General features: G+C 73.8%; 22 protein-coding genes and 2 pseudogenes. 15 read left to right on the top strand and 9 right to left on the bottom strand.

Going from position 1 to position 19,208, the window contains the following annotated elements; translation table 11 throughout:
- Positions 1 to 155: 155 nt before the first annotated feature.
- Positions 156 to 1,127 (top strand): pirin family protein, encoded by a 972-nt coding sequence (locus ABGB16_RS13180; RefSeq protein WP_347668297.1) that lies wholly within the window; start codon positions 156 to 158, stop codon positions 1,125 to 1,127.
- 89 nt (positions 1,128 to 1,216) lie between these two features.
- Positions 1,217 to 1,882: a hypothetical protein gene (locus tag ABGB16_RS13175; protein WP_347668296.1), complete on the top strand. Its 666-nt coding sequence runs from the start codon at positions 1,217 to 1,219 to the stop codon at positions 1,880 to 1,882.
- A 300-nt stretch (positions 1,883 to 2,182) separates the two neighbouring features.
- On the opposite strand, the gene ABGB16_RS13170 is transcribed toward ABGB16_RS13175, so the two are convergent.
- Positions 2,183 to 2,896 (bottom strand): DUF1345 domain-containing protein, encoded by a 714-nt coding sequence (locus tag ABGB16_RS13170; RefSeq protein WP_347668295.1) that lies wholly within the window; start codon positions 2,894 to 2,896, stop codon positions 2,183 to 2,185.
- Positions 2,897 to 2,921: 25 nt separating this feature from the next.
- On the bottom strand, positions 2,922 to 3,191 hold the full coding sequence (locus ABGB16_RS13165) for a DUF2795 domain-containing protein (RefSeq protein ID WP_347668294.1): 270 nt from the start codon (positions 3,189 to 3,191) through the stop codon (positions 2,922 to 2,924).
- Positions 3,192 to 3,359: 168 nt separating this feature from the next.
- Between ABGB16_RS13165 and ABGB16_RS13160 the strand changes: the two genes are divergently transcribed.
- Positions 3,360 to 3,773, top strand: a complete 414-nt coding sequence (locus ABGB16_RS13160; RefSeq protein WP_347668293.1) for a DUF2267 domain-containing protein — start codon at positions 3,360 to 3,362, stop codon at positions 3,771 to 3,773.
- A gap of 91 nt (positions 3,774 to 3,864) precedes the next feature.
- Here ABGB16_RS13160 and ABGB16_RS13155 read toward each other — a convergent pair whose 3' ends face one another.
- Positions 3,865 to 5,046 carry a CaiB/BaiF CoA-transferase family protein gene (locus ABGB16_RS13155; RefSeq protein WP_347668292.1) on the bottom strand — a complete coding sequence of 394 codons (1,182 nt, stop codon included), beginning with the start codon at positions 5,044 to 5,046 and terminating at the stop codon, positions 3,865 to 3,867.
- A gap of 79 nt (positions 5,047 to 5,125) precedes the next feature.
- On the opposite strand from ABGB16_RS13155, the gene ABGB16_RS13150 reads away from it, so the two are divergent.
- From ABGB16_RS13150 to ABGB16_RS13125, 6 genes are all read left to right on the top strand, one after another.
- Positions 5,126 to 6,301 carry a glycosyltransferase family 4 protein gene (locus tag ABGB16_RS13150; RefSeq protein WP_347668291.1) on the top strand — a complete coding sequence of 392 codons (1,176 nt, stop codon included), beginning with the start codon at positions 5,126 to 5,128 and terminating at the stop codon, positions 6,299 to 6,301.
- A 4-nt stretch (positions 6,302 to 6,305) separates the two neighbouring features.
- Complete coding sequence (locus ABGB16_RS13145; RefSeq protein ID WP_347668290.1) at positions 6,306 to 7,442, top strand: glycosyltransferase family 9 protein; 1,137 nt, start codon at positions 6,306 to 6,308, stop codon at positions 7,440 to 7,442.
- Positions 7,443 to 7,705: 263 nt separating this feature from the next.
- Positions 7,706 to 8,716, top strand: a complete 1,011-nt coding sequence (locus tag ABGB16_RS13140) for a TerC family protein (RefSeq protein ID WP_347668289.1) — start codon at positions 7,706 to 7,708, stop codon at positions 8,714 to 8,716.
- 57 nt (positions 8,717 to 8,773) lie between these two features.
- Entirely contained in the window at positions 8,774 to 9,373 is a 600-nt protein-coding gene (locus ABGB16_RS13135; protein WP_347668288.1) for a sulfite oxidase-like oxidoreductase, read from the top strand.
- A gap of 64 nt (positions 9,374 to 9,437) precedes the next feature.
- On the top strand, positions 9,438 to 10,172 hold the full coding sequence (locus tag ABGB16_RS13130; RefSeq protein ID WP_347668287.1) for a ferredoxin reductase: 735 nt from the start codon (positions 9,438 to 9,440) through the stop codon (positions 10,170 to 10,172).
- A gap of 10 nt (positions 10,173 to 10,182) precedes the next feature.
- Entirely contained in the window at positions 10,183 to 10,476 is a 294-nt protein-coding gene (locus tag ABGB16_RS13125; RefSeq protein WP_347668286.1) for a DUF6510 family protein, read from the top strand.
- Positions 10,477 to 10,499: 23 nt separating this feature from the next.
- Here the strand turns inward: ABGB16_RS13125 and ABGB16_RS13120 are convergent.
- Positions 10,500 to 11,219, bottom strand: a pseudogene (locus tag ABGB16_RS13120) (septum formation family protein); the annotation flags it as partial.
- 340 nt (positions 11,220 to 11,559) lie between these two features.
- Here ABGB16_RS13120 and ABGB16_RS13115 point away from each other — a divergent pair.
- On the top strand, positions 11,560 to 11,946 hold the full coding sequence (locus ABGB16_RS13115) for a hypothetical protein (RefSeq protein ID WP_347668285.1): 387 nt from the start codon (positions 11,560 to 11,562) through the stop codon (positions 11,944 to 11,946).
- Positions 11,947 to 11,995: 49 nt separating this feature from the next.
- Here ABGB16_RS13115 and ABGB16_RS13110 read toward each other — a convergent pair whose 3' ends face one another.
- On the bottom strand, positions 11,996 to 12,772 hold the full coding sequence (locus ABGB16_RS13110) for a MerR family transcriptional regulator (RefSeq protein ID WP_347668284.1): 777 nt from the start codon (positions 12,770 to 12,772) through the stop codon (positions 11,996 to 11,998).
- 472 nt (positions 12,773 to 13,244) lie between these two features.
- Between ABGB16_RS13110 and ABGB16_RS13105 the strand changes: the two are divergent.
- The 5 genes and pseudogenes from ABGB16_RS13105 to ABGB16_RS13085 form a co-directional block, all read left to right on the top strand.
- Positions 13,245 to 14,336: pseudogene (locus tag ABGB16_RS13105) on the top strand (BCCT family transporter); the annotation flags it as partial.
- Positions 14,243 to 14,884, top strand: coding sequence for a BCCT family transporter (locus tag ABGB16_RS13100; RefSeq protein WP_347668283.1), 642 nt, complete (start codon positions 14,243 to 14,245; stop codon positions 14,882 to 14,884). The pseudogene ABGB16_RS13105 and the gene ABGB16_RS13100, both read left to right, overlap by 94 nt.
- Positions 14,885 to 15,006: 122 nt before the next feature.
- Positions 15,007 to 15,528 carry a GNAT family protein gene (locus tag ABGB16_RS13095; RefSeq protein WP_347668282.1) on the top strand — a complete coding sequence of 174 codons (522 nt, stop codon included), beginning with the start codon at positions 15,007 to 15,009 and terminating at the stop codon, positions 15,526 to 15,528.
- A gap of 490 nt (positions 15,529 to 16,018) precedes the next feature.
- Entirely contained in the window at positions 16,019 to 16,738 is a 720-nt protein-coding gene (locus ABGB16_RS13090) for a helix-turn-helix transcriptional regulator (protein WP_347668281.1), read from the top strand.
- On the top strand, positions 16,735 to 16,929 hold the full coding sequence (locus tag ABGB16_RS13085; protein ID WP_347668303.1) for a DUF397 domain-containing protein: 195 nt from the start codon (positions 16,735 to 16,737) through the stop codon (positions 16,927 to 16,929). The genes ABGB16_RS13090 and ABGB16_RS13085 overlap by 4 nt, the downstream gene beginning before the upstream one ends.
- Positions 16,930 to 17,024: 95 nt before the next feature.
- Here ABGB16_RS13085 and ABGB16_RS13080 read toward each other — a convergent pair whose 3' ends face one another.
- Genes ABGB16_RS13080 through ABGB16_RS13065 form a run of 4 tightly spaced genes read right to left on the bottom strand, consistent with a single transcriptional unit; the run spans position 17,025 to position 19,058 of the window.
- Entirely contained in the window at positions 17,025 to 17,147 is a 123-nt protein-coding gene (locus tag ABGB16_RS13080) for a hypothetical protein (protein ID WP_347668280.1), read from the bottom strand.
- 46 nt (positions 17,148 to 17,193) lie between these two features.
- Positions 17,194 to 18,069 carry a hypothetical protein gene (locus tag ABGB16_RS13075; RefSeq protein ID WP_347668279.1) on the bottom strand — a complete coding sequence of 292 codons (876 nt, stop codon included), beginning with the start codon at positions 18,067 to 18,069 and terminating at the stop codon, positions 17,194 to 17,196.
- On the bottom strand, positions 17,978 to 18,466 hold the full coding sequence (locus ABGB16_RS13070; protein WP_347668278.1) for a hypothetical protein: 489 nt from the start codon (positions 18,464 to 18,466) through the stop codon (positions 17,978 to 17,980). Before ABGB16_RS13070 ends, ABGB16_RS13075 begins: the two co-directional genes overlap by 92 nt.
- On the bottom strand, positions 18,456 to 19,058 hold the full coding sequence (locus tag ABGB16_RS13065) for a SigE family RNA polymerase sigma factor (protein ID WP_347668277.1): 603 nt from the start codon (positions 19,056 to 19,058) through the stop codon (positions 18,456 to 18,458). Before ABGB16_RS13065 ends, ABGB16_RS13070 begins: the two co-directional genes overlap by 11 nt.
- Positions 19,059 to 19,208: the final 150 nt, after the last annotated feature.

Here is a 19,208-nt window from a genome sequence, read left to right as displayed (position 1 = left end):
ACCGTGCCCGGCGCAGGGATCAAGCCTGACCGCCCGGAGCCGGGCACGGTCGCCCCCAGCCCCGACAGCAACCAGCCAACCAGCAACCAGCGAACAGCGAACAGCGAACGGCCACCGGCGTCCTCGCAGGTGGCGGTGCGCGTACAGTCGGCCGGGTGGACCGTACCGAATCGTTGCCGGCGCAGACCCGCCCGGCCGGCGTGGCGCCCGTCGACCCGGGGAGTGTGCTGCTGCCCGGGCACGACGTGCCGCTCGGCCGCTACACGACGGTGCGCCGACTGCTGCCGCAGCGCCGGCGCCGAATGGTCGGGGCGTGGTGCTTCGTGGACCACTTCGGCCCGGACGACGTCGCCGACCGGCCCGGGATGGAGGTCCCACCGCACCCGCACACGGGGCTGCAGACCGTCACGTGGTTGCTGGACGGGGAGATCGTGCACCGGGACAGCCTGGGCAACGTCCAGCCGATCCGCCCCGGCCAGCTCAACGTGATGACTTCCGGCCACGGCATCGCCCACTCCGAGCGGTCGCCCGCGGCGCACCCGCCGGTGATGCACGGCGTGCAGCTGTGGGTGGCCCTGCCGGACCCGGCGCGGGCCGGCGCGGCCGACTTCGCGCACCACGCCGACCTGCCCGTCTGGCGCGACGGCGACCTCGACGTCACGCTGCTGGCCGGCGAGGTCGCGGGGGAGCGGTCCCCGGCCGTGGTGCACACGCCGCTGGTCGGCGCGCAGCTCGTCGCCCGCGGCGCGGCGCCGGCCCGGCTGCCGTTGCGCCGCGACTTCGAGTACGGCCTGCTGGCGATGTCCGGTTCCGCCCAGGTGGGCGACGTGCCGGTGACGCCCGGTGCGCTGCTCTACCTCGCGGCCGGGCGGGAGAGCCTCACCCTGCACGCGGCCCCCGGCAGCCACCTGCTGCTGCTCGGCGGCGCGCCGTTCGAGGAGCCGCTGGTGATGTGGTGGAACTTCGTGGGCCGCTCGCATGAGGAGGTCGCGGCGGCCCGGGCGGACTGGATGGCCGGCCGCCGGTTCGGCGTGGTGGCTGACGACCCCGCCCCGCCGCTGCCGGCGCCCGAGCTGCCGACCACGCGACTCAAGGCGCGTACCCGGCACGGCGACGTCCTGGGCTGACCGCCGGGGACCTCCTGGGCTGACCGCCGGGGACGTCCTGGGCTGACCGTCGGCAGGACTGACGGGCGGCGCCGCGGGTAGTCGCGGGTATGCCGACCAGTGCGATCTCCAGCATCGAGGACAAGAAGCGCCTGGTACGCCGGCTCGCCGGCAGCGGGCGCGGCTTCGCCGAGCAGTACGGCTTCCCGGTCACCAACAACCCGTCGAGCCTGTTCCAGTTGCTCGTCCTGTCGGTCCTGCTGGCCCGGCGGGGCGACTTCCGGCGGGCGGTGGACGCCGCGGCGGCCCTGCGCGACGCCGGCTGGGACAGCGCCGCCCGGCTGGCCCGGTCGCTGCACGCCGACCGGGTGCGGGTGCTGCGCGGGGCCGGGCAGCGCGGCGACGTGGGGGCGCTCGCCGACACCCTCGGCGATCTGGCCCGGACCGTCGTGGACCGGTACCGGGGCGACCTGCGCCGGTTGCGCGGCTCCGGGCACTACGACCCGGCGGGCGAGCGGGCGCTGCTGGCGGAGCTGCCCGGGGTGAGTGCCGAGGCGACGGAGCTGTTCCTGCGCGAGGCGCAGGCGCTGTGGCGGGAGGTCGCCCCGGTGGCGGACCGCAAGGCCCTCGCCGCCGCACGCCGGCTGGGCCTCGGGCGCTCCGCGCGTGACCTGGCCGGCCTGGCCGGCACCGGGGAGTCCGAGCGGCTGGCCTGGCTGGTCGGCGCGCTCGCCCGGGTGGAGCTGGAGAAGCGGTACGCCGAGCTGACCGGATGATCGTGATCGCGCCCACAGTTGTCTGAAATTTGACCGTACGGCTGATGCGGACGATAGGATGATCACAGCAGTCGCGCCCCGCCCGGTTCGGGTGGGGCGACGACGGTCGGCGGTGCGACCCGGTTCGGGTCGCGATCACCGCCAGGGGACAGGCTCCTGTTGGCGCCCTGGTCGCGGTTCGCAGCCCGGGCGCCCGCCTGTCCCCGGCGTCCTGTCGCTGCCTGCCTGTTCCCGGCGTCCTGTCGCTGCCTGCCTGTTCCCGGCTCGGTCTCGGGCTCACCGGGCCAGGCCGGCCAGGGCTCACCGGGCCAGGCCGGCCAGCAGGTTCACGGTCGCCGCGATGATGATCGCCCCGAACAGGTACGACAGCAGCGAGTGCCGCAGCACGGTCGTCCGCATCTCGTTGTTGGTCAGGTCCGTGTCGGAGACCTGGAACGTCATCCCCACGGTGAACGCCAGGTACGCGAAGTCCGAGTAGCGGGGCTGCTCCTCCTGGTGGAACACCGCCCCGCCGTCGGCTCCGGTGTAGTAGACGCGCGCGTACCGGGCCGTGAAGACGGTGTGCACCACCAGCCAGGAGAGCAGCACGCTGACCACGCCCAGCACACCGTAGGCGGTCTGGAACAGCCCGGACGGGACTCGGGGCGCGGCGGACAGCACGACCGCGACCGCGACGAGGCTGGCCAGGCAGGCGCCCAACAGCAGTACGTCCCGGACGGCCCGGTTCGGGTCCTCGTACACGGCCAGCCGGGCGGTGCGTTGGGCGTCCAGCGGCCACAGCGCGCGCCAGACAAGCACCAGCCAGGCCAGCGCCGCCGCGTCCCAGCCGACCAGGGGGCCGAGGACCGGCGAGACGAGGACCGCGGACAGGCCGCCGGCCAGCGCGCCGACGAGCCCCATCCCCGTGAGTTGCACCGCCGCCGGGGTGTGCCCGTCCGGCCGGCGGGCAAGGAAGGGCCGCTTCTTGTCGCCCCCGGTATTGTCGCCCCCGGTAGAGGAGGGTTCCCCTCTCACCGACACTCGTCGACGTACCGGCGGCTCAGATGCGGCGCACGTGCTGCGACACGCGCGGGTGCCGGTCCCGGGCCTGCGCCGCGCGCTGCGCCCGGCCGACCTCGGGGGCCGCCTCGATGCCGGCGGACCGCGCCACCTCGTTGCCGTTGGCGTAGTCCACCGGCGGCAGGGCCCGCAACGCCTTCAGCACGTCCGGCGGGGCGCCCTCCCGCTCGGCCTCGCGGAGCACGTCGGCCTTTCCCGCGGGATAGTCCAGGCTGGACAGATACCGCAGGACCTCGTCGTAGCTCGCCATGGTGTGCGCTCCTCGCGGCTTCTCGCTCCGGTCACGACCGGCCGCGGTTACCCGCGCAGGGGCCGCTCACGCCCGGTCGCGGGCCGCGATCTCCGCCGGCCACCGGGGGCGTTTCCGCCCTTCCGGTACGGGTACGCGGGCCGTCCGAGGCAGCGGAAGGAGCGCCGCATGAACTACGACACCTTCATCGACCTGGTGGCCCGGCGGGCGCGGGTGGACTCCGAGCGGGCCGTCGAGCTGACCCGGGCCACGCTGGAGACCCTCGCCGAGCGGCTGACCGGCGGTGAGGTGCTCGACCTCGCGGCGCAGCTGCCCAAGCCGTTGCAGCTGGTGCTGCGGCCCAGCCCGGACATGGAGGCCGCGCACCGGTTCGGTGCGGCCGAGTTCGTCGCCCGGGTGGGCCAGCGGGCGGGCCTCGACGAGCGGTCCGCGCGGGGGGCGGTGCAGGCGGTGTTCGTCACCCTGCGCGAGGCGATCACGGGCGGCGAGTTCGACGACGTGGTGGTGCAGCTGCCGCGCGACTACCGGGACATGGTCGAGCCGGCGCTCGCGCCGGGCGCCGCCACCATGCGCCGCGCCTGACGCCCAGGGCCGGCGGGACCGGGGGAGGTCCCGGGGCCGCCGGGCGACCGACCCCTGCCCACCCGCCGGGCCACCGACCCCGGCCGGCCTGTCAGGCCACCGACCCCTCGGCGCGCAGGGCGGCGATCCGGTCGGCGGTGAGGCCCGCCTCGGCCAGCACCTCGTCGGTGTGCTCGCCGGGGTGCGGCGGCGGCCGGCGCAGCGCCGTCGGGGTGCCGGAGAACCGGGGCGCGGGGGCCGGCTGGGTCGTCCCGGCGTGCTCCACGAACACCCCCCGGGCCGCCAGGTGCGGGTGCCGCGGGGCCTCCGCCCAGTCCAGCACCGGCGCGACGCAGGCGTCCGAGGAGCCGAGCAGCGCCGTCCACTCGTCGCGGGTACGGGTGCGGAACAGCCGCCCCCACGCCTCGCGCAGCGCCGCCCAGTTCGCCGGGTCGTTGCGGTCGGGCGCCTCGTCGCCGGGCAGCGGGAAGCCCGTACGCCGCACCAGTTCGTCGTAGAAGCGGGGCTCCAGCGCGCCGACGGCGAGGTGCCGGCCGTCGGCGCACTCGTACGTGTCGTAGAACGGCGCGCCGCCGTCGAGCAGGTTCACCCCGCGCGGGTCCTGCCACATGCCGGTCCGGCGCAGCGTGTGGATCATCGTGGACAGCACGGCCACACCGTCCACGATGGCCGCGTCGACGACCTGGCCCCGGGCCCCGCCGGCGACGGCGTACAGGGCGGAGACGACGCCCAGGGCGAGCATCATCCCGCCGCCGCCGAAGTCGCCGAGCAGGTTCAGGGGCGGCACCGGGCGCTCCCCGGCGCGGCCGATGCCGTGCAACGCCCCGGTCAGCGCGATGTAGTCGATGTCGTGGCCGGCGTACGGGGCGTTCGGGCCGTCCTGCCCCCAGCCGGTCATCCGCCCGTACACCAGGCGGGGGTTGACCGCCAGGCAGTCGGCCGGGCCGAGGCCGAGCCGCTCGGTGACCCCGGGGCGGAAGCCCTCGACCAGCGCGTCCGCGCCGGCGACCAGGGCCAGCACCGCCTCCCGGCCGCCGGCCGACTTCAGGTCCACCGCCACCGAGCGGCGGCCCCGGTGCAGCAGGTCGGGGTGCGGCGTGCCGAACGCCGTCGGGTCCACGTCGGTTGCCCGGTCGACCCGCACCACGTCGGCGCCCAGGTCCGCCAGCATCATCGCCGCGAACGGGCCGGGCCCGATGCCGGCCAGCTCGACCACCCGTACGCCGGCGAGGGGCCCCACGCCGACGCCCGCCTGGATCTCGCTCTCGCTCATCGGTACACCGTAGGCGGCGCGTGTTTGCCTTGTAAGGCCCCGGGAATCCGCCCGCGACAGGGCGAGGCGAGGGGGTGGCGTGGCCGACGAACGCCCGATCCGGGTGGCCCTGCTGCACGGCCCCGGCCGGCCCGACGCCGACGGGGTCAGCGACTACGTGGCGCGGCTGGCCCGGGCCCTGGCCGAGGCGGGCGTCGACGCCACCGCCGTCGGCGTGTGCCCGGACGGCGGGACGTCGCCGGCCCGGTGGTGGGCGGCCTGCGGCCGGGCGGTCAGGCAGGTCCGCCGGCTGCGGCCCGACGTGGTGCACGTGCAGTTCGCCCCGTCGGCGTACCGGTTCTCCCGCGTGCCCGGCCTGCTGCCGCTGCGGCTGCCCCGGGGCGTCCCGCTGGTCACCACCCTGCACGAGTACGGCTCGTGGGCGGCCCCCGGCTGGCTGCCCGGCCCCCTGTGGTCGATCGTGGAACGCGGCGGCCGGTGGTGCCGGGAGACCGGTCGGCTCGTGCCGGCCAGCGGCGCGGTCGTCGTCACGAACCCGGCCCACGCCGCCGTGGTGCGCGCCCGCACCGGCCGGGAGCCGGTGCACGTGCCCATCGCCCCGAACGTCACCGACCTCCCCGGGGCGGCCACCGAGGGGCTGCGGCTGCGCGCCGAGCTGGGGCTGGGCGAGGGTACGCCGCTGCTGGCGTTCTTCGGCTTCGTCCATCCCGTGAAGGGGCTGCGGCACCTGATCGAGGCGCTGCCCGAGCTGCGCCGGACGCACCCCGACCTGCGCCTGCTGGTGGTCGGCGGGTTCACCTCCCAGGCGCTGCCCGAGGCGGAGGCGGCGGCGTACCGGGTCGAGCTGACCGGGCTCGCCCGGCGGTACGGGGTGGCCGACGCGGTGACCTTCACCGGGCACCTGCCGGCCGAGCGGGTCTCCGCCGCGCTGCACGCCGCCGACGTGGTGGTGCTGCCGTTCACCGCCGGGGTGGGCACGAAGAGCGGGGCGCTGCTGGCCGCGCTGGCCCACGGCGTCCCGACCGCGGTGACCGTGCCCGACGGGGACGACGAGCTGAGCGGCAGCGGCGCGGTGGCGGTGATCCGCGCCCGGCGGGACAGCGCGGAGATCGTCGCCACGCTGCGGCGGCTGCTGTCCGATCCGGTGCTGCGCCGGCGGCTGGCCGAGCGGGGGCGCGCGTTCGTCGCCGCGTACTCCTGGCCCCGGGTGGCCGCCGCGCATCGGGACCTGTACGCGGGGCTGCTGAGGGGGTGAGGAGGTGGCGGAGACGTACGGCGAGATCCTGGTCGTGGACCTGCTCGGCGGGATCGGCGACCTGGTGATGCTGCTGCCCGCGGTGCACGGCCTGGCCCGCCGCAACCCGCGTGCCCGGCTGCGGGTGCTCACCCACGAGCCCGGGGCGGAGCTGGTCCGCGCGGACCCGGCGGTGACGCACGTGCGTACGCCCCGGCACGGCCGGCCCGGCGCGGAGCGGGAGGCGGTCCTCGACGCCCTCACCGCCGCCCCGCCGGACCTGGCCGTCACCACCACCCGGTACGACGGCATCCCTGACCTGCTGGAGGCCAGCGGCGCGCGCTGCGTCACCGACCTGTGGCGCCGGCCGCCGCCCGACCAGCCGGTGGGGGAGCGTTACCTGGCGATCCTGCACGCCGAGGGGCTGCTCGACCGGGTGGACGTGACCACCCGGCCGCGCGTGCACCTGCCGGCGGCGGCGCGGGCGGCCGGGGAACGCGCCGTGGCCCGCCTGGTCGGCGAGCCGGCCGCGCCCCCGGTGGTGCTGGTCACCGACGCGGGGATGGCGGTGAAGCGCTGGCCGGCCGGGCGGTGGCGGGACTTGGCCGCCGCGTTGACCCGGCTCGGTCATCCCGTGCTGACCGTCGGAGCCGACCCGGTCGACCCGGTGGCGGTGCCGCTGCCCCGGGGCGGCCTGCCCGGCCTCGCCGGCCAGTTCGCGGCCGTCGCCCGGCGCGGCGGGGTGGTGGTGGGGCCGGACACCGGGCCGGTCCGGCTGGCCGCCGCGGCCGGGGCGCCGACGGTGGGCCTGTTCGGCCCGACCGACTCCCGCCGGTACGGCATGGCCGAAGCCCGGGTGGTGGCCGGGGCCGGCACGATGGCCGAAGCCCGCGTGTCGGCCGGGGCCGGCACGATGGCCGAACCCGGCGTGCCGACCCGGGTCGGCGGGACGGCCGTGAGCGTGGCCTCCGCCGGCGTCGACCTCCAGGGGCTGCCCGACTGTCCCCACCGGCTGCCCACGGCGATCACCGAGCAGCCCTGCTGGTGGCAGGCCCGCTGCCCGCTGGACCCGTCCGGCCCGGCGTGCCTGGCCGACCTCGACGTCGCCGACGTCCTCGCGGCGACCCGGGCGGCGGCCGGTGGCGGCGCGAGCACCGGGTGACGGCCGGGCCGTCGACGGTGACGGCCGGGACGTCGACGGTGACGGCCGGGACGTCGACGGTGACGGCCGGGAACCGGCGGTGACGGTCGGGAAGTCGGCTTGGCGACCCGGCGGAGGGTGCCCTAGCCTTGGCGCCACGAGGGGAGTACTTCCCACGAACCATTCCGGTCAGTACGGCGCGCCCGGGGCGTGCCCCGGGTGGTTGCCCACGGCTGCGTGGGTGAAGGAGACCTCGAACATGACACGGTGTTCGAGGGGGCTCCATGACCGAATTATCGTATTTGTCTGCCGCCGAGCTGGCGTCGGTGGGCACGCCCACGCTCTGGGCGGTGACCATCGCGGGCGTGCTCGCCCTGCTGGTCCTGGACTTCCTGGTGACCCGCCGCCCGCACGAGGTCTCGCTCAGGGAGGCCCTCGGCTGGTCGGCGTTCTACATCGCCCTGCCGCTGGCCTTCGGCGGCTGGGTCTGGTCCCGGTACGGCTCCGCGCAGGGCCTGGAGTACCTGACCGGTTACCTGGTGGAGAAGTCGCTCTCCGTCGACAACCTGTTCGTGTTCATGCTGCTGCTGGCCGCGTTCGCGGTGCCGGCCGTGCTCGCCCAGCGGGTGCTGCTCTACGGCATCGCCGGCGCGCTGGTGCTGCGGGCCGTCTTCATCGCCCTCGGCGCGGCGGCGCTCAAGACGCTGGACTTCGCGTTCCTGCTGTTCGGCCTCATCCTCGTCGCCACCGCGGTCAAGCTGCTCCGCGACGCCGTCTCCGGCCACGAGCAGGAGGTCGACATCAACCGGATGCGGTCGGTGCGGCTGCTGCGCCGGTTCATGCCGGTCGTCGACGAGTACCAGGGCACGAGGATGACCGTGCGGCAGGGCGGCCGGCGGGCGCTCACCCCGTTCGCCCTGGTGGTGGTCGCCGTGCTCGCCACCGACGTGGTCTTCGCCGTGGACTCGGTGCCGGCGGTCTACGGCATCACCGAGGACCCGTACCTGGTCTTCGCCACCAACGCGTTCGCCCTGCTGGGCCTGCGCGCCCTCTACTTCGTGCTGCACGCCGCGCTGAGCCGCCTCGTGCACCTCAGCTACGGCCTGGCGATCATCCTCGCCTTCATCGGCGTGAAGCTCGGGCTGCACTGGGCGCACGGCGTCTGGCCCGGCGTGCCGCAGATCCCGACGCTCGCCTCGCTCGCCGTCATCATCGGCGTGCTGGTCGTCGTCACCCTCACCAGCCTGCGCGCCACCCGGGAAGCCGCGTCGCCGGCCACCACCGAAGGCCACTGACGCGCGGTCCGGGCGAACCGGGCCGCCGCGCCCGCCCCGGGGTGGTACGACTGACGGGTGGGAATCGTCACGCCAGGCTTCCAGGGCCGGCCCCGTTCGGCGGAGCCGGCCCTGCCGCCGGGCCAGTACCTGACCGAGGACTTCCCGGTGCTCTCCGCCGGCCCGACGCCGAAGGTGCCGCTGGACACCTGGGAGTTCGTCATCACGACCGAGGCCGGTGACGAGCGCCGTTGGTCCTGGGCGGAGTTCACCGCCCTGCCCCAGGAGACGCCGACGCTCGACATCCACTGCGTCACCCGCTGGTCGAAGCGGCGGACGAACTGGCAGGGCGTCTCGCTGGACGTGCTGCTCGACGGCGTCGACACCGAGGCGACGTACGCCCTCGCGCACTCGTACGGCGGGTACACCACCAACCTGCCGCTGGCCGACCTGCGCGGCGGGCGGGCGTGGGTGGCCCACCGGTACTCCGGCCGGGACCTGCCGCCGGAGCACGGGGGGCCGGCCCGGCTGCTGGTGCCCCACCTGTACTTCTGGAAGTCCGCGAAGTGGGTGCGCGGCATCCGGCTGAAGACCATGGACGAGCCCGGCTTCTGGGAGACGGCCGGCTACCACGACTACGGTGACCCGTGGCGCGAGCAGCGGTACGCGGGCGACTGACCGGCGGCCGGCGCCGGGCGCGCAGCGCGCGGCGTGGGGCGGCGGCGGGGCGTGGGGCGGCCGGGTGAGCGCCCCGTTGACCTGGCGGGTGGCCCGGCTCGTCGAGCGTCGGGTGGAGACCCCCACCGCGCAGACGCTGCTCCTGGACGCGCCGGGCTGGCCGGGGCACCTGCCCGGCCAGCACCTGGACGTCCGGCTCACCGCCGAAGACGGCTACCAGGCCGCCCGGTCGTACTCCCTCGCCGGGCCCGCCGAGGGCGACCGGATCGCGCTGACCGTGCAGCGGGTGCCCGACGGCGAGGTGTCGCCGTACCTGATCGACGTGTACGCCCCCGGCGACCCGGTGGAGGTGCGCGGGCCGGTCGGCGGCTGGTTCGTCTGGCGGCCCGGGCAGGACGTCCCCGTGCTGCTGGCCGCCGGCGGATCCGGCGTGGTCCCCCTGATGGCGATGATCCGGGCGCGCCGCGCCGCCGGCAGCCGGGCGCCGTTCCGGCTGCTGTACTCGGTGCGCACCCCGGCCGACGTGTTCTACGCCGAGGAGCTGCGCCGCCGCGCCCGCGACGACGAGGGCCTGGACGTGGCGTACGTGTACACCCGCGACGCGCCGCAGGGGTGGCGCGGCGAGCCGCACCGCATCGGCCCGGCGGACGTGACCGCCAACGGCTGGCCGCCCGAGGACCAGCCGCTCTGCTACGTCTGCGGGCCGACCGGGTTCGTGGAGACGGTGGCGGACCTGCTGGTCGGCCTCGGCCACCAGCCCGCGCGCATCCGCACCGAACGGTTCGGCCCGACCGGATGAGGGAGACTCGATGACCGACATGTCCTACCTGGACGGGAACGTGCTGGACGGCCCCCTGCGGGAGTTGTTCGCCGTCGACCTGAGCGCCGCCACCGGGCGGTGTGAGTCCTGCGGCACCACCGGCCCGATGGCGGGGATGCGGGTCTACCCGCACGCCCCGGGGCTGGTGGCCCGCTGCCCGGCCTGCACGAACGTGATGCTGCGGCTCGTCCGCGCGCCCGAGCGCGCCTGGCTGGACCTGCGCGGCGCGACCTTCCTCCAGGTCCCGATGCCGGCGGACCAGCCGTACCCCCGCCCGCTCTAGCCGGCGCCCACCAGGGGCTCGCCTCAGCCCTTCAGCGACCGCGTCCTGACCCGGTCGTCGGACCAGTGGAAGCACCGGATCCCGCGGTCGCCGCGGGCCCACGCCTCCGGCGAGGGCAACCGGTACGTCGTGCCGGCGCCGCGTGCCAGCCCGGCGTTCGGGGTGCCCTTCGTGTACGCGGCGACCACCTCGCGGCAGTGCCGGTGGACCGTGTCCGAGGAGCGGTCGACCTCCTCGTACGTGCCGTACGGCGCCGTCCAGACCCCGACGTACTCGAAGCGGTGCGGCCGGGTGCAGGCGACCGGCTCCAGGTCCTCGTACTCGTCCTCGTTGAAGCAGCCGTGGGCCAGCGGCGACGGCCGGGTCAGGATCCCGCGCAGGCTCCCGTCACGCTCCACCGCCCGGTCGTCGGGGTGCTCGCGGGCGGTGTTCCCGTCGAGCGCCGGCAGGGTGAACAGGTCGCAGCGATACCAGCGGCTGCCGGCGGTCCAGTCCCGCGGCTCGGGAACGACCACCTGGACGGTCATCAGCCCGCCGCGCCAGTCGGCGCCGACGAACGCGGTCGCCCGGGCGTCGCAGTCCTTGAACGCGGTGCGCAGCTCGGCCGAGCCGGTCGGGGGCGGGGTGTCCCGGTCGGCGCCGGCACCCGTCAAGGTGCCGACGTGGACGGTCTCGGTGCGGTGGGTCCTGGCGCAGTCCACCGTCCGGTAGAGGGCGCGGTACCCGACCGTCTCCACCTCCGGGTGGCAGGCGCCGACCTCGGGGACGAACGGCGTCGCCGTGGGGGCGGGCGTCTTCCCGCCGGCCGACTCGCCGGCGGCGTCGGTTGCCGTGTCGCAGCCCCCCCGTCAGGGCGACCAACAGCAGCCCTACCGTGGCAAGTCGACGTCGCATGTTTCCCCCGTTCCGTGTGCCCGACAGCCGGTGCAGGCTACGGTATCGACCGGCTTCCACCGACCCGTTTCCGACCATGGGTTGGCGGCTCCTCCGCCGGGCTCACCGCCGAGGTCGAGCACGGGCGGAACCGGGTGGCCTTCCGGCTCCGACGGCGGGCCGGTCGTCATGACCGCCTATTGTCTCCCCGTGCACCGTCCACTTGCCGCAGCCGTGCTCGGCGCCGCCCTGCTTCTCGCCGGGTGCACCGACGACAAGCCGGCCGCCAGCCGGCCCAGCCCCGACGACGCCAGCCGCCGTGGTTGTAACGCCATGGCGTACCAGTTGACGCGGGAGAAGCCTCTCTTCTGGGCCGGGAACACCGGCGGTGCGTTCGTCCGGGCCGCGGGCTCGACCGACACGGACGTCCGCGCCGCCGCCCGGGAGCTGATCGAGGCCGCGGAGGAGGCCGGCGAGTTCTACGTGACCAGCCACGGCGAGGCGGACATGACACAGGCCGAGGCCCGGATCGCCGCCGCCCAGCAGAAGATGATGACGGCGTGCCGGGAGTTGCTGGGCGAGCCACCCTGGTCGTGACCGCGGCGGGCCCGCCGGCGACGCGGTGGGCCCGCCCCGGAAACGCCACTCAGCCTGCCGCGCGCGCCCGTTCCAGGTACGCCATCAGCCCGGCCATCCTCTCGGCCGGCCAGGGCAGCCGGGCGCTCAGCTCGTCGCGGTGGTCCTGCCACATGCGCCGCGCCGCGGCCTTGGTCTGCTCCCCGCCGACCCCCTCGGCGTGGAAGGCGTTGCCCAACTCGTCCCACTGCCGTACGAGGTCCCGCACCCGCGGATCGTCGACGGGGGTGCCGGCATCCGCGTGGGCCAGCAACTGCTCGACCAGGTCGGCGAAGCGGACTCGGGCTTCCTCGACCGCGTCGGCGCCCAGCTCGCTGCGGCGGCGGGCCAGCTCGTCGCGCTGTTCCGGTGTGAAGTACGTGTCCAGCATCGAGATCATCTCCAGGGTCGTCAGGAACTGGTCCGGATCGGGCATCGAGGCACCGTCGAGTTGGCTCAGCAGCCCGGTGACCTGCGCGATCAGCTGCTGGATCCGGTCCGCCTGAACCGTCAACTGCCGAAGCTGGGCCGCCAGCAGGCCACGCATCGCCGCCGGGTCCTCCGCCGGGGAGGACGCCAGCGCCTCCCTGATCTCGTCCAACGACATGCCCAGCGCCCGCAGCGCGCGTACCCGGTACAGGCGTCGCAGGTCGTCCGCCGTGTACCGGCGGTGCCCGGACGTGGTGCGCGCGCTGGCCCGCAGCACGCCGATCTCGTCGTAGTGGTGCAGCGTGCGCACGGTCACGCCGCTGGCCCGAGCCAGTTCGCCGATGCTCCACCGGTGCGCGCCGGTGTCGTTCCCGATCACACCGGCCACGCTATGACCTCACGCGGCGAGAGGTTCAAGTCTTACGACAGGGGGCGAGCAACCCCACCGGGATCAAACCCTGGACCGAGCCGCTGATCTGCACGGTGCCGGTGCCCGAACCGCCGCCGCTGCCGGTCCGCGCTGTTTCAGGGAAAGTATGGCTGAGACGGCTATATCTCCTGATGTCAGATAGAAGCGATGTTATGGAACATGATGTTTTAAGTCATGCGACACCGGTCGAGTGGATGACAAAAATGGACTTCATCAAGATTTAACCATCTTGAGAGAAATATCTCCTGCCGTACCCTTTGCTGCTCGTCATTGTTGTGGCGGCTTGCATAATCGTCGGCACGTTTTGAGCTTCCGGGCGTCCAGATCGCCCGGGATCAACATAGGGGCGCGGGCCAGCCCGCGCGCGTTCGCGCCGGAGGTGCGTCCCGCGTCCCGCGATACCACGGAGGGTCCATTGACCATGACCGTGTCCGCCGAGTCGACAGGTACGGCGGAAAAGACCACCACGCCGGGCGACGTGCCCGCGCAGCCGGACCGGCGACCGCGTGACATCGACTGGACCGTGCTCGGGATTGCCGCCGCGGTGTCCGTGCTGTTCGTCGTCTGGGGAATCGTGGCGACCGACAGCCTGACCGCGATCACCGGCGCGGCGCTGGACTGGGTTGTCAAAGCCTTCGGCTGGGTCTTCGTGCTGGCCAGCGCCGGCTTCGTGGTGCTGTCGGTCTGGCTGGCGATGAGCCGGTACGGCCGGACCAGGCTCGGCCGCGACGACGAGAAGCCCGAGTTCTCCACCGTCTCGTGGGTGGCGATGATGTTCAGCGCCGGCATGGGCATCGGCCTGATGTTCTGGGGCGCGGCCGAGCCGCTGTCCCATCTCGCCACTCCACCGCGCGGTCTCGCCGAACCGAACTCGCAGCAGGCGGCCCGGGAGGCGATGGAGTACTCGTTCTTCCACTGGTCGCTGCACCCGTGGGCGATCTACGGCGTGGCGGGCCTGACGATCGCCTACTTCACCTTCCGCAAGGGTCGGCACGGCCTCATCAGCAGCGCCTTCTTCCCGCTGATCGGCAGGCGCGCCGAGCGCGGCCCGGGCAAGGCCATCGACGTCTTCGCGATCTTCGCGACGCTGTTCGGATCGGCGGTGTCCCTCGGTCTCGGTGCCCTCCAGATCAACAGTGGCCTGACGAACCTCTGGAACGTGCCGAAGTCCAACGCGCTGGCGATCGGCATCATCGCGGTGCTCACCGTCGCGTTCGTGATCTCCGCCGTCACCGGCGTCAAGCGGGGCATCCAGTACCTGTCCAACACGAACATGGTGCTCGCCGTGGCGCTGTTGTTCTTCGTGTTCGTGGTGGGCCCCACCCTCTTCATCCTCAACAGCTTCACGGCGTCGGCCGGCGGATACCTCTACGACCTGATCCCCATGAGCTTCCGTACCGGGGCCTTCGGGGGCCAGGAGTGGATGTCGGCCTGGACCATCTTCTACTGGGCGTGGTGGATCTCCTGGACGCCGTTCGTCGGCTCCTTCATCGCCCGCATCTCCAGGGGCCGCACCATCCGCAGTTCGTCCTCGGTGTGGTGGCCCTCCCGAGCCTGGTCAGCTTCGTGTGGTTCTCCGTGTTCGGCGGCACCGCCATCGACCTGCAACTCGGGGGCACCGACCTGTCGTCCGCCGTGGCCGAGAGCCCCGAGGCGGCACTGTTCGCGGTCCTGCGGCAGTTCCCGTTCTTCACCGTCACCGCGATCCTGGTGATGGTGCTGGTCGGGCTGTTCTTCGTCAGCGGAGCCGACGCCGCCTCGGTGGTCATGGGCTCGCTCTCCTCGCGCGGCGCCATCGAGCCGAAGAGTTGGCTCGTCGCCATGTGGGGCGTCCTGACCGGCCTGGTGGCGGCGGTGCTCCTGCTCGCGGGCGGGCTGTCCGCCCTGCAGTCGCTGACCATCCTCGCCGCATTGCCGTTCCTGTTCGTGATGGTCGGCATGGTCGCCGGGCTGCTCCGCGAGCTGCGCCGGGAACCGCTCAGCGTGACGGCGGCTCCCGAGGTCCGCGCCCTGGTGGTCGCCGCCGGACTGCGGGGAGCGCGCAAGCGCGAGGCCTCCTGACCCGCCACGTCGACGCGGGCCGGTCCGAACGTGTGGGCCGGCCCGCGTCGCCGTTCGCGGGAGGTGTTTCACGATCACCGTTCGGCTGGACAGGGGCGCACCGCCACGGTCAGAGTGGCCCCGTGAGATACCTGCGTACGGCCGGTGCGGCGGCCATCCGTCGGCCCCGGCCCGCCGACGAGGCCGAGTTCGTCGCCGCCGCCCGGCGCAGCCACGACCTGCACCACCCGTGGCTGGCCGCCCCGGACACCGTCGAGGCGTACGCCGCGTACCTGCGCAAGATCCGTCGCCGGGACCACGCCGGCTACCTGATCTGCGACCGGGCCACGGGGGCGATCGCCGGGTACGCCAACATCAGCGGCATCCTGCTCGGCGCGCTGCGCGGCGGGTACCTCGGCTATGCCGCGTTCCTGCCGTACGGCGGCACGGGACACGCCTCGGCCGGCATCGGCCTGGTGGTCGAGCACGCGTTCACCGCCCTGGGCCTGCACCGGCTGGAGGCGAACATCCAGCCGGGCAACGAGCCGTCGCGGCGGGTGGCCCGCAAGCTTGGCTTCCGGCTGGAGGGCTACTCGCCGGACTACCTGTTCATCGACGGGGCGTGGCGGGACCACGAGCGTTGGGCGATCACCGCTCCGGCGTAGCTACGTGTGTAGGTGGGCGCGGCCCCGGTGCCGCTGGTTGCCGCCGGCGGCCCCGCGGCCCCGACATACGATCGGTGAACAGCGCGTGAAACAGCAGCAGCGCGCCGATCAGTGCGGCCAACCACATCCGCCGTCTCGCCGGATCGGCAGGCGGTGTCATGATCGGCTCGTAGCGGGGATGAACTGAGCCCACGCGATGAGGATGCCCTGTCAGGCACGTGCTTCGTCATGACCCTCATCGCGGCCAGGCGCCTCGCGATCCAAACGGACGGGCACCTGGGTGCTGTTCGCCGGGTTCTGGCTGGTCGGTGTTCTTTCCCTCGGTGGCGCGTCGGGTGCTTTTCCCGGCGTGTAACGGGTTCGCATCCGTGACAGTCCGCTTAGGGCGCCACTACTGTCGGAACGCGCGCGCGTGTCCGTGCAGGTCGGAAGGGCGGACGAGCGCTCCTGGAAGTCTCGCCGGCACGATCGAGCAGGAATTGGGGAAGTGATGGGGACCGCCAGCGACTACGTACTCAACGAGCTTCGGCTGCTCCGGGCGTCGCTCGGGTCGAGTCAGGAGGAGTTCGGCCGGACCATCGGGTACTCCGGCTCCCACGTCAGCTCCGTGGAGACGGGCGGGCGCCCGCCGACGAAGGAGTACATGGAGGCCGTCGACCGGGCGCACGACCCCGCGTATCAGCCGGGTGGGGAGGGCCGGTTCATGCGGATGCTGCGCGACCTGGGCAAGCTGGACGTGACGCCGACGTGGCTGCGCGAGTGGATCGAGTTGGAGGGCGACGGCACCCTGCTGCGCTGGTACGAGCCGGCGTTCGTGCCGGGCCTGCTGCAGACCGAGGCGTACGCCCGCGCCATCCTGGCGCACAGTCTGCTCCTCCCGACCGAGGTCGAGCAGCGGGTGGCGTCGCGGCTGGAGCGGCAGCAGATCCTGACCCGGGAGTCTCCGGTGCCGCTGGTCGCCGTGCTCGACGTCATGGTGCTGCGCCGGCCGACCGGCATCTATCTTGGTCTACAGGGAGCCTTCATCCTGGCCACGCTGGGCGACGGGGCGGTGGTAGCCCACCTCGACCACCAGGTCAAAGCGCAGGTGGTGGACGGGGTGGACGACCTTGCTACCCTCCAGCGGACGTGGGAAGTGGTCAGAGGTGAAGCCCTCTCGCGCAGGCAGTCACTTGAACTGATCAGGGAGGCGGCGCAGACATGGACGTGACCGGAGCCAGGTGGCACAAGTCGACCCGCTCAGGGACCAACGGCGGCTCGTGCGTGGAGGTGGCCGACAACCTGCCCGGCGTCGTGCTCGTACGCGACACGAAGGACCGGGACGGCGGCACGCTCCAGTTCGACCCGAAGACGTGGCAGGCGTTCGTCGACCTGACCAAGCAGCTCGGCCCCATCGCCTGATCCCCCCGCCCCGAACATCACGCAACTTCAGGGAAGATGCTGCCTCGCGGCGCCCGGCAGGCAGCATCTTCCCCGAAGTTGTCGACGCGCCGGCGTCACCAGTTCCAGACGGTCGGCTCGCCGAGCTGGCCGAGACTCGGCGTGGGTTCGGTACGCAGGGTTCGGCCGTCCCTGTCGAAGATTCGCAGCTTGGTGACCTGGCGGGGGTCCACGCGCACCGCGCCCACCCCGGCCTCCAGGCTCCCGCTGGCGATCGTCCGTCCTTTACCTTCGAGCAACTCGACGCGGGCCGCTGACTCCGGCCCGACGACCAGCACGCCGCCCGTCTCTCCCGGCACAGCGACGGCTACCAGGTCGGGACGCCCGATGGCGGTCTGGTAGTTGACCGGTGCCAAGGCCTGCCGCGGGATAGGCGTCGGCCACGAGCAGGGCGGCGCAGCCGCCGTCGGGCGAGCAGGAGTTCACCAGCACGGCCGCCGGCTCGCCGGGAACCCAGTCGGGTAACCGTCCACCCCAGACCACCTGGGCCGGCGATCCGGTGAGCCCGTGCGTCTCGAGCGCGCTGTTCAGGCCGCGTACCGCGGTGGCGGCGAGCGTGGTGTCCACTGTGCCGCGTGCACCGTCGGTGGAGACCGGCTCCTTCTCCGTCGGGCTGGTCATGTCCGCGCCGTTACCGCCGGGTCCGACGTGTTGCACGGCGCGATCATCCCCGGGACCGACGTACCGCACCACGCCGCCGCCTGGCGCGCCGTCGTACCGCACGACGCCGTCGCAGGTGAACCGCCACCGTTCGGTGGCCTGGCCCACCCCCCGGACGATGAAGCCGTCGGTGCTCACCGCCTGCCAACTCCGGACAACCGATCCGTCCGGCTGGATGCGGCCGTCGGCGGAGGTCTCGACCTGACACCCGGCCGGCGCCAGCCCGACCGTGACGCTGACGACCTGCTCCACCGGAGACTGCCGGGCGAGTAGGGCGAACGGCTCCAGGGGTTCCGGTTGGTCCGGGGTGCCGGTCGTGTTCAGCAGCTTCGGCACGGACGCTCCGGCGTCACCGAGTGCGGAACGAAGCAACGCGTGCGAGTCGTTCAGGAACGCCACCACCACCGCCCGGACCCCCGGCGCGTCGTGCGCGAGCAGCACCTTCACCTCGTCCAGCGCCGGGTCGACGAGCAGTTGGGCGCGGGGCCGCCCGGTACTGCCGCTCGATGTCGGCGATCAGCGCCGTGTCGCCGGCGAGGTTGCCCCGGGTGGGCGAGTCCAACAACCGCCGCACCATGGGCTTGTCGACCCGACTCGCCGGCTGGTACGTCCCCGCCGCGGGTGGCGGCGACGACGCCGGGTCGGTCAGCGCCCGTAAACCCCCCGTACCGATCACCGGCATCGCCACCGCCACCGCCGCCAGACCGGCCACGGCCGCCACCGCCGTACGCCGCTGCCGGCGCCGCCGGACGCGGACCAGCAACCGGTGGTACGGGTCGGGGCGCGGCACCACCGGCTCGGCGAGCCTGGTCAACGCCTCCCTGATGTCATCGGCCATCGTTCGCACCTTTCGAGCTAGTCACGGCGGGCAGTGCGACCATCGGTGCCGGAGCCTCCGGCAGAGGCGGCGGCTCGTCCGGCCGGGACGCCGCCGCCCGGGGCGCCGGCAGCGCCGCGCGCAGCCGGGCGATCCCGCGGGACGCGAGGCTCTTCACCGTGCCGGCCGAGCACCCCAACGTCCGGGCGATCTGCGCCTCCGTGAGGTCCTCCCAGTAGCGCAGCACCAACACGGCCCGCATCCGGGGTGGCAGGCCCTGCAGGGCGGCGCGCACCTCCTCGCGTACGACGACCTCGTCCGCCACGTCCCGGCCCCGGCCCCGGTCGGCGTGCAGCCGCCACGGGCCGGTCACGCCGGCCAGGAACTCCCGGGAACCGAGCCGGTGCCACACGCTGACCCGCTCGTTGACCATGATCCGGCGGACGTACGCCATCGGTTCGTCCACCTGCCGCCACCGTCGCATCGCCCGCATCAGCGCGTGCTGCACCAGATCTTCGGCCGCGTGCCGTGACCCGGTCAGCAGGTACGCGGTCCGCAGCAGATCCCCGTACCGGATCTCGACGAACTCGCGGAAGCCGTCATCCGTCCCCATGTCGCCGACATGGCGGCATCCGGAGGGCTCGGACACCCCTGTGTCGCCGACATTGAGTCGACGATTCGGGATCCGCCATTCTGGCGATTCCGGATGCGAGGGTTGATGACGATCTGCCGGACACGCCGCCGGACCCGGGAAGGCGAGGGC

It is taken from the genome of Micromonospora sp. B11E3, assembly GCF_039871625.1.
GTDB lineage: Bacteria > Actinomycetota > Actinomycetes > Mycobacteriales > Micromonosporaceae > Micromonospora.
The sequence above is the reverse complement of the archived record's forward strand: the minus strand, read 5'-3'. Positions and strand labels throughout refer to the sequence as shown.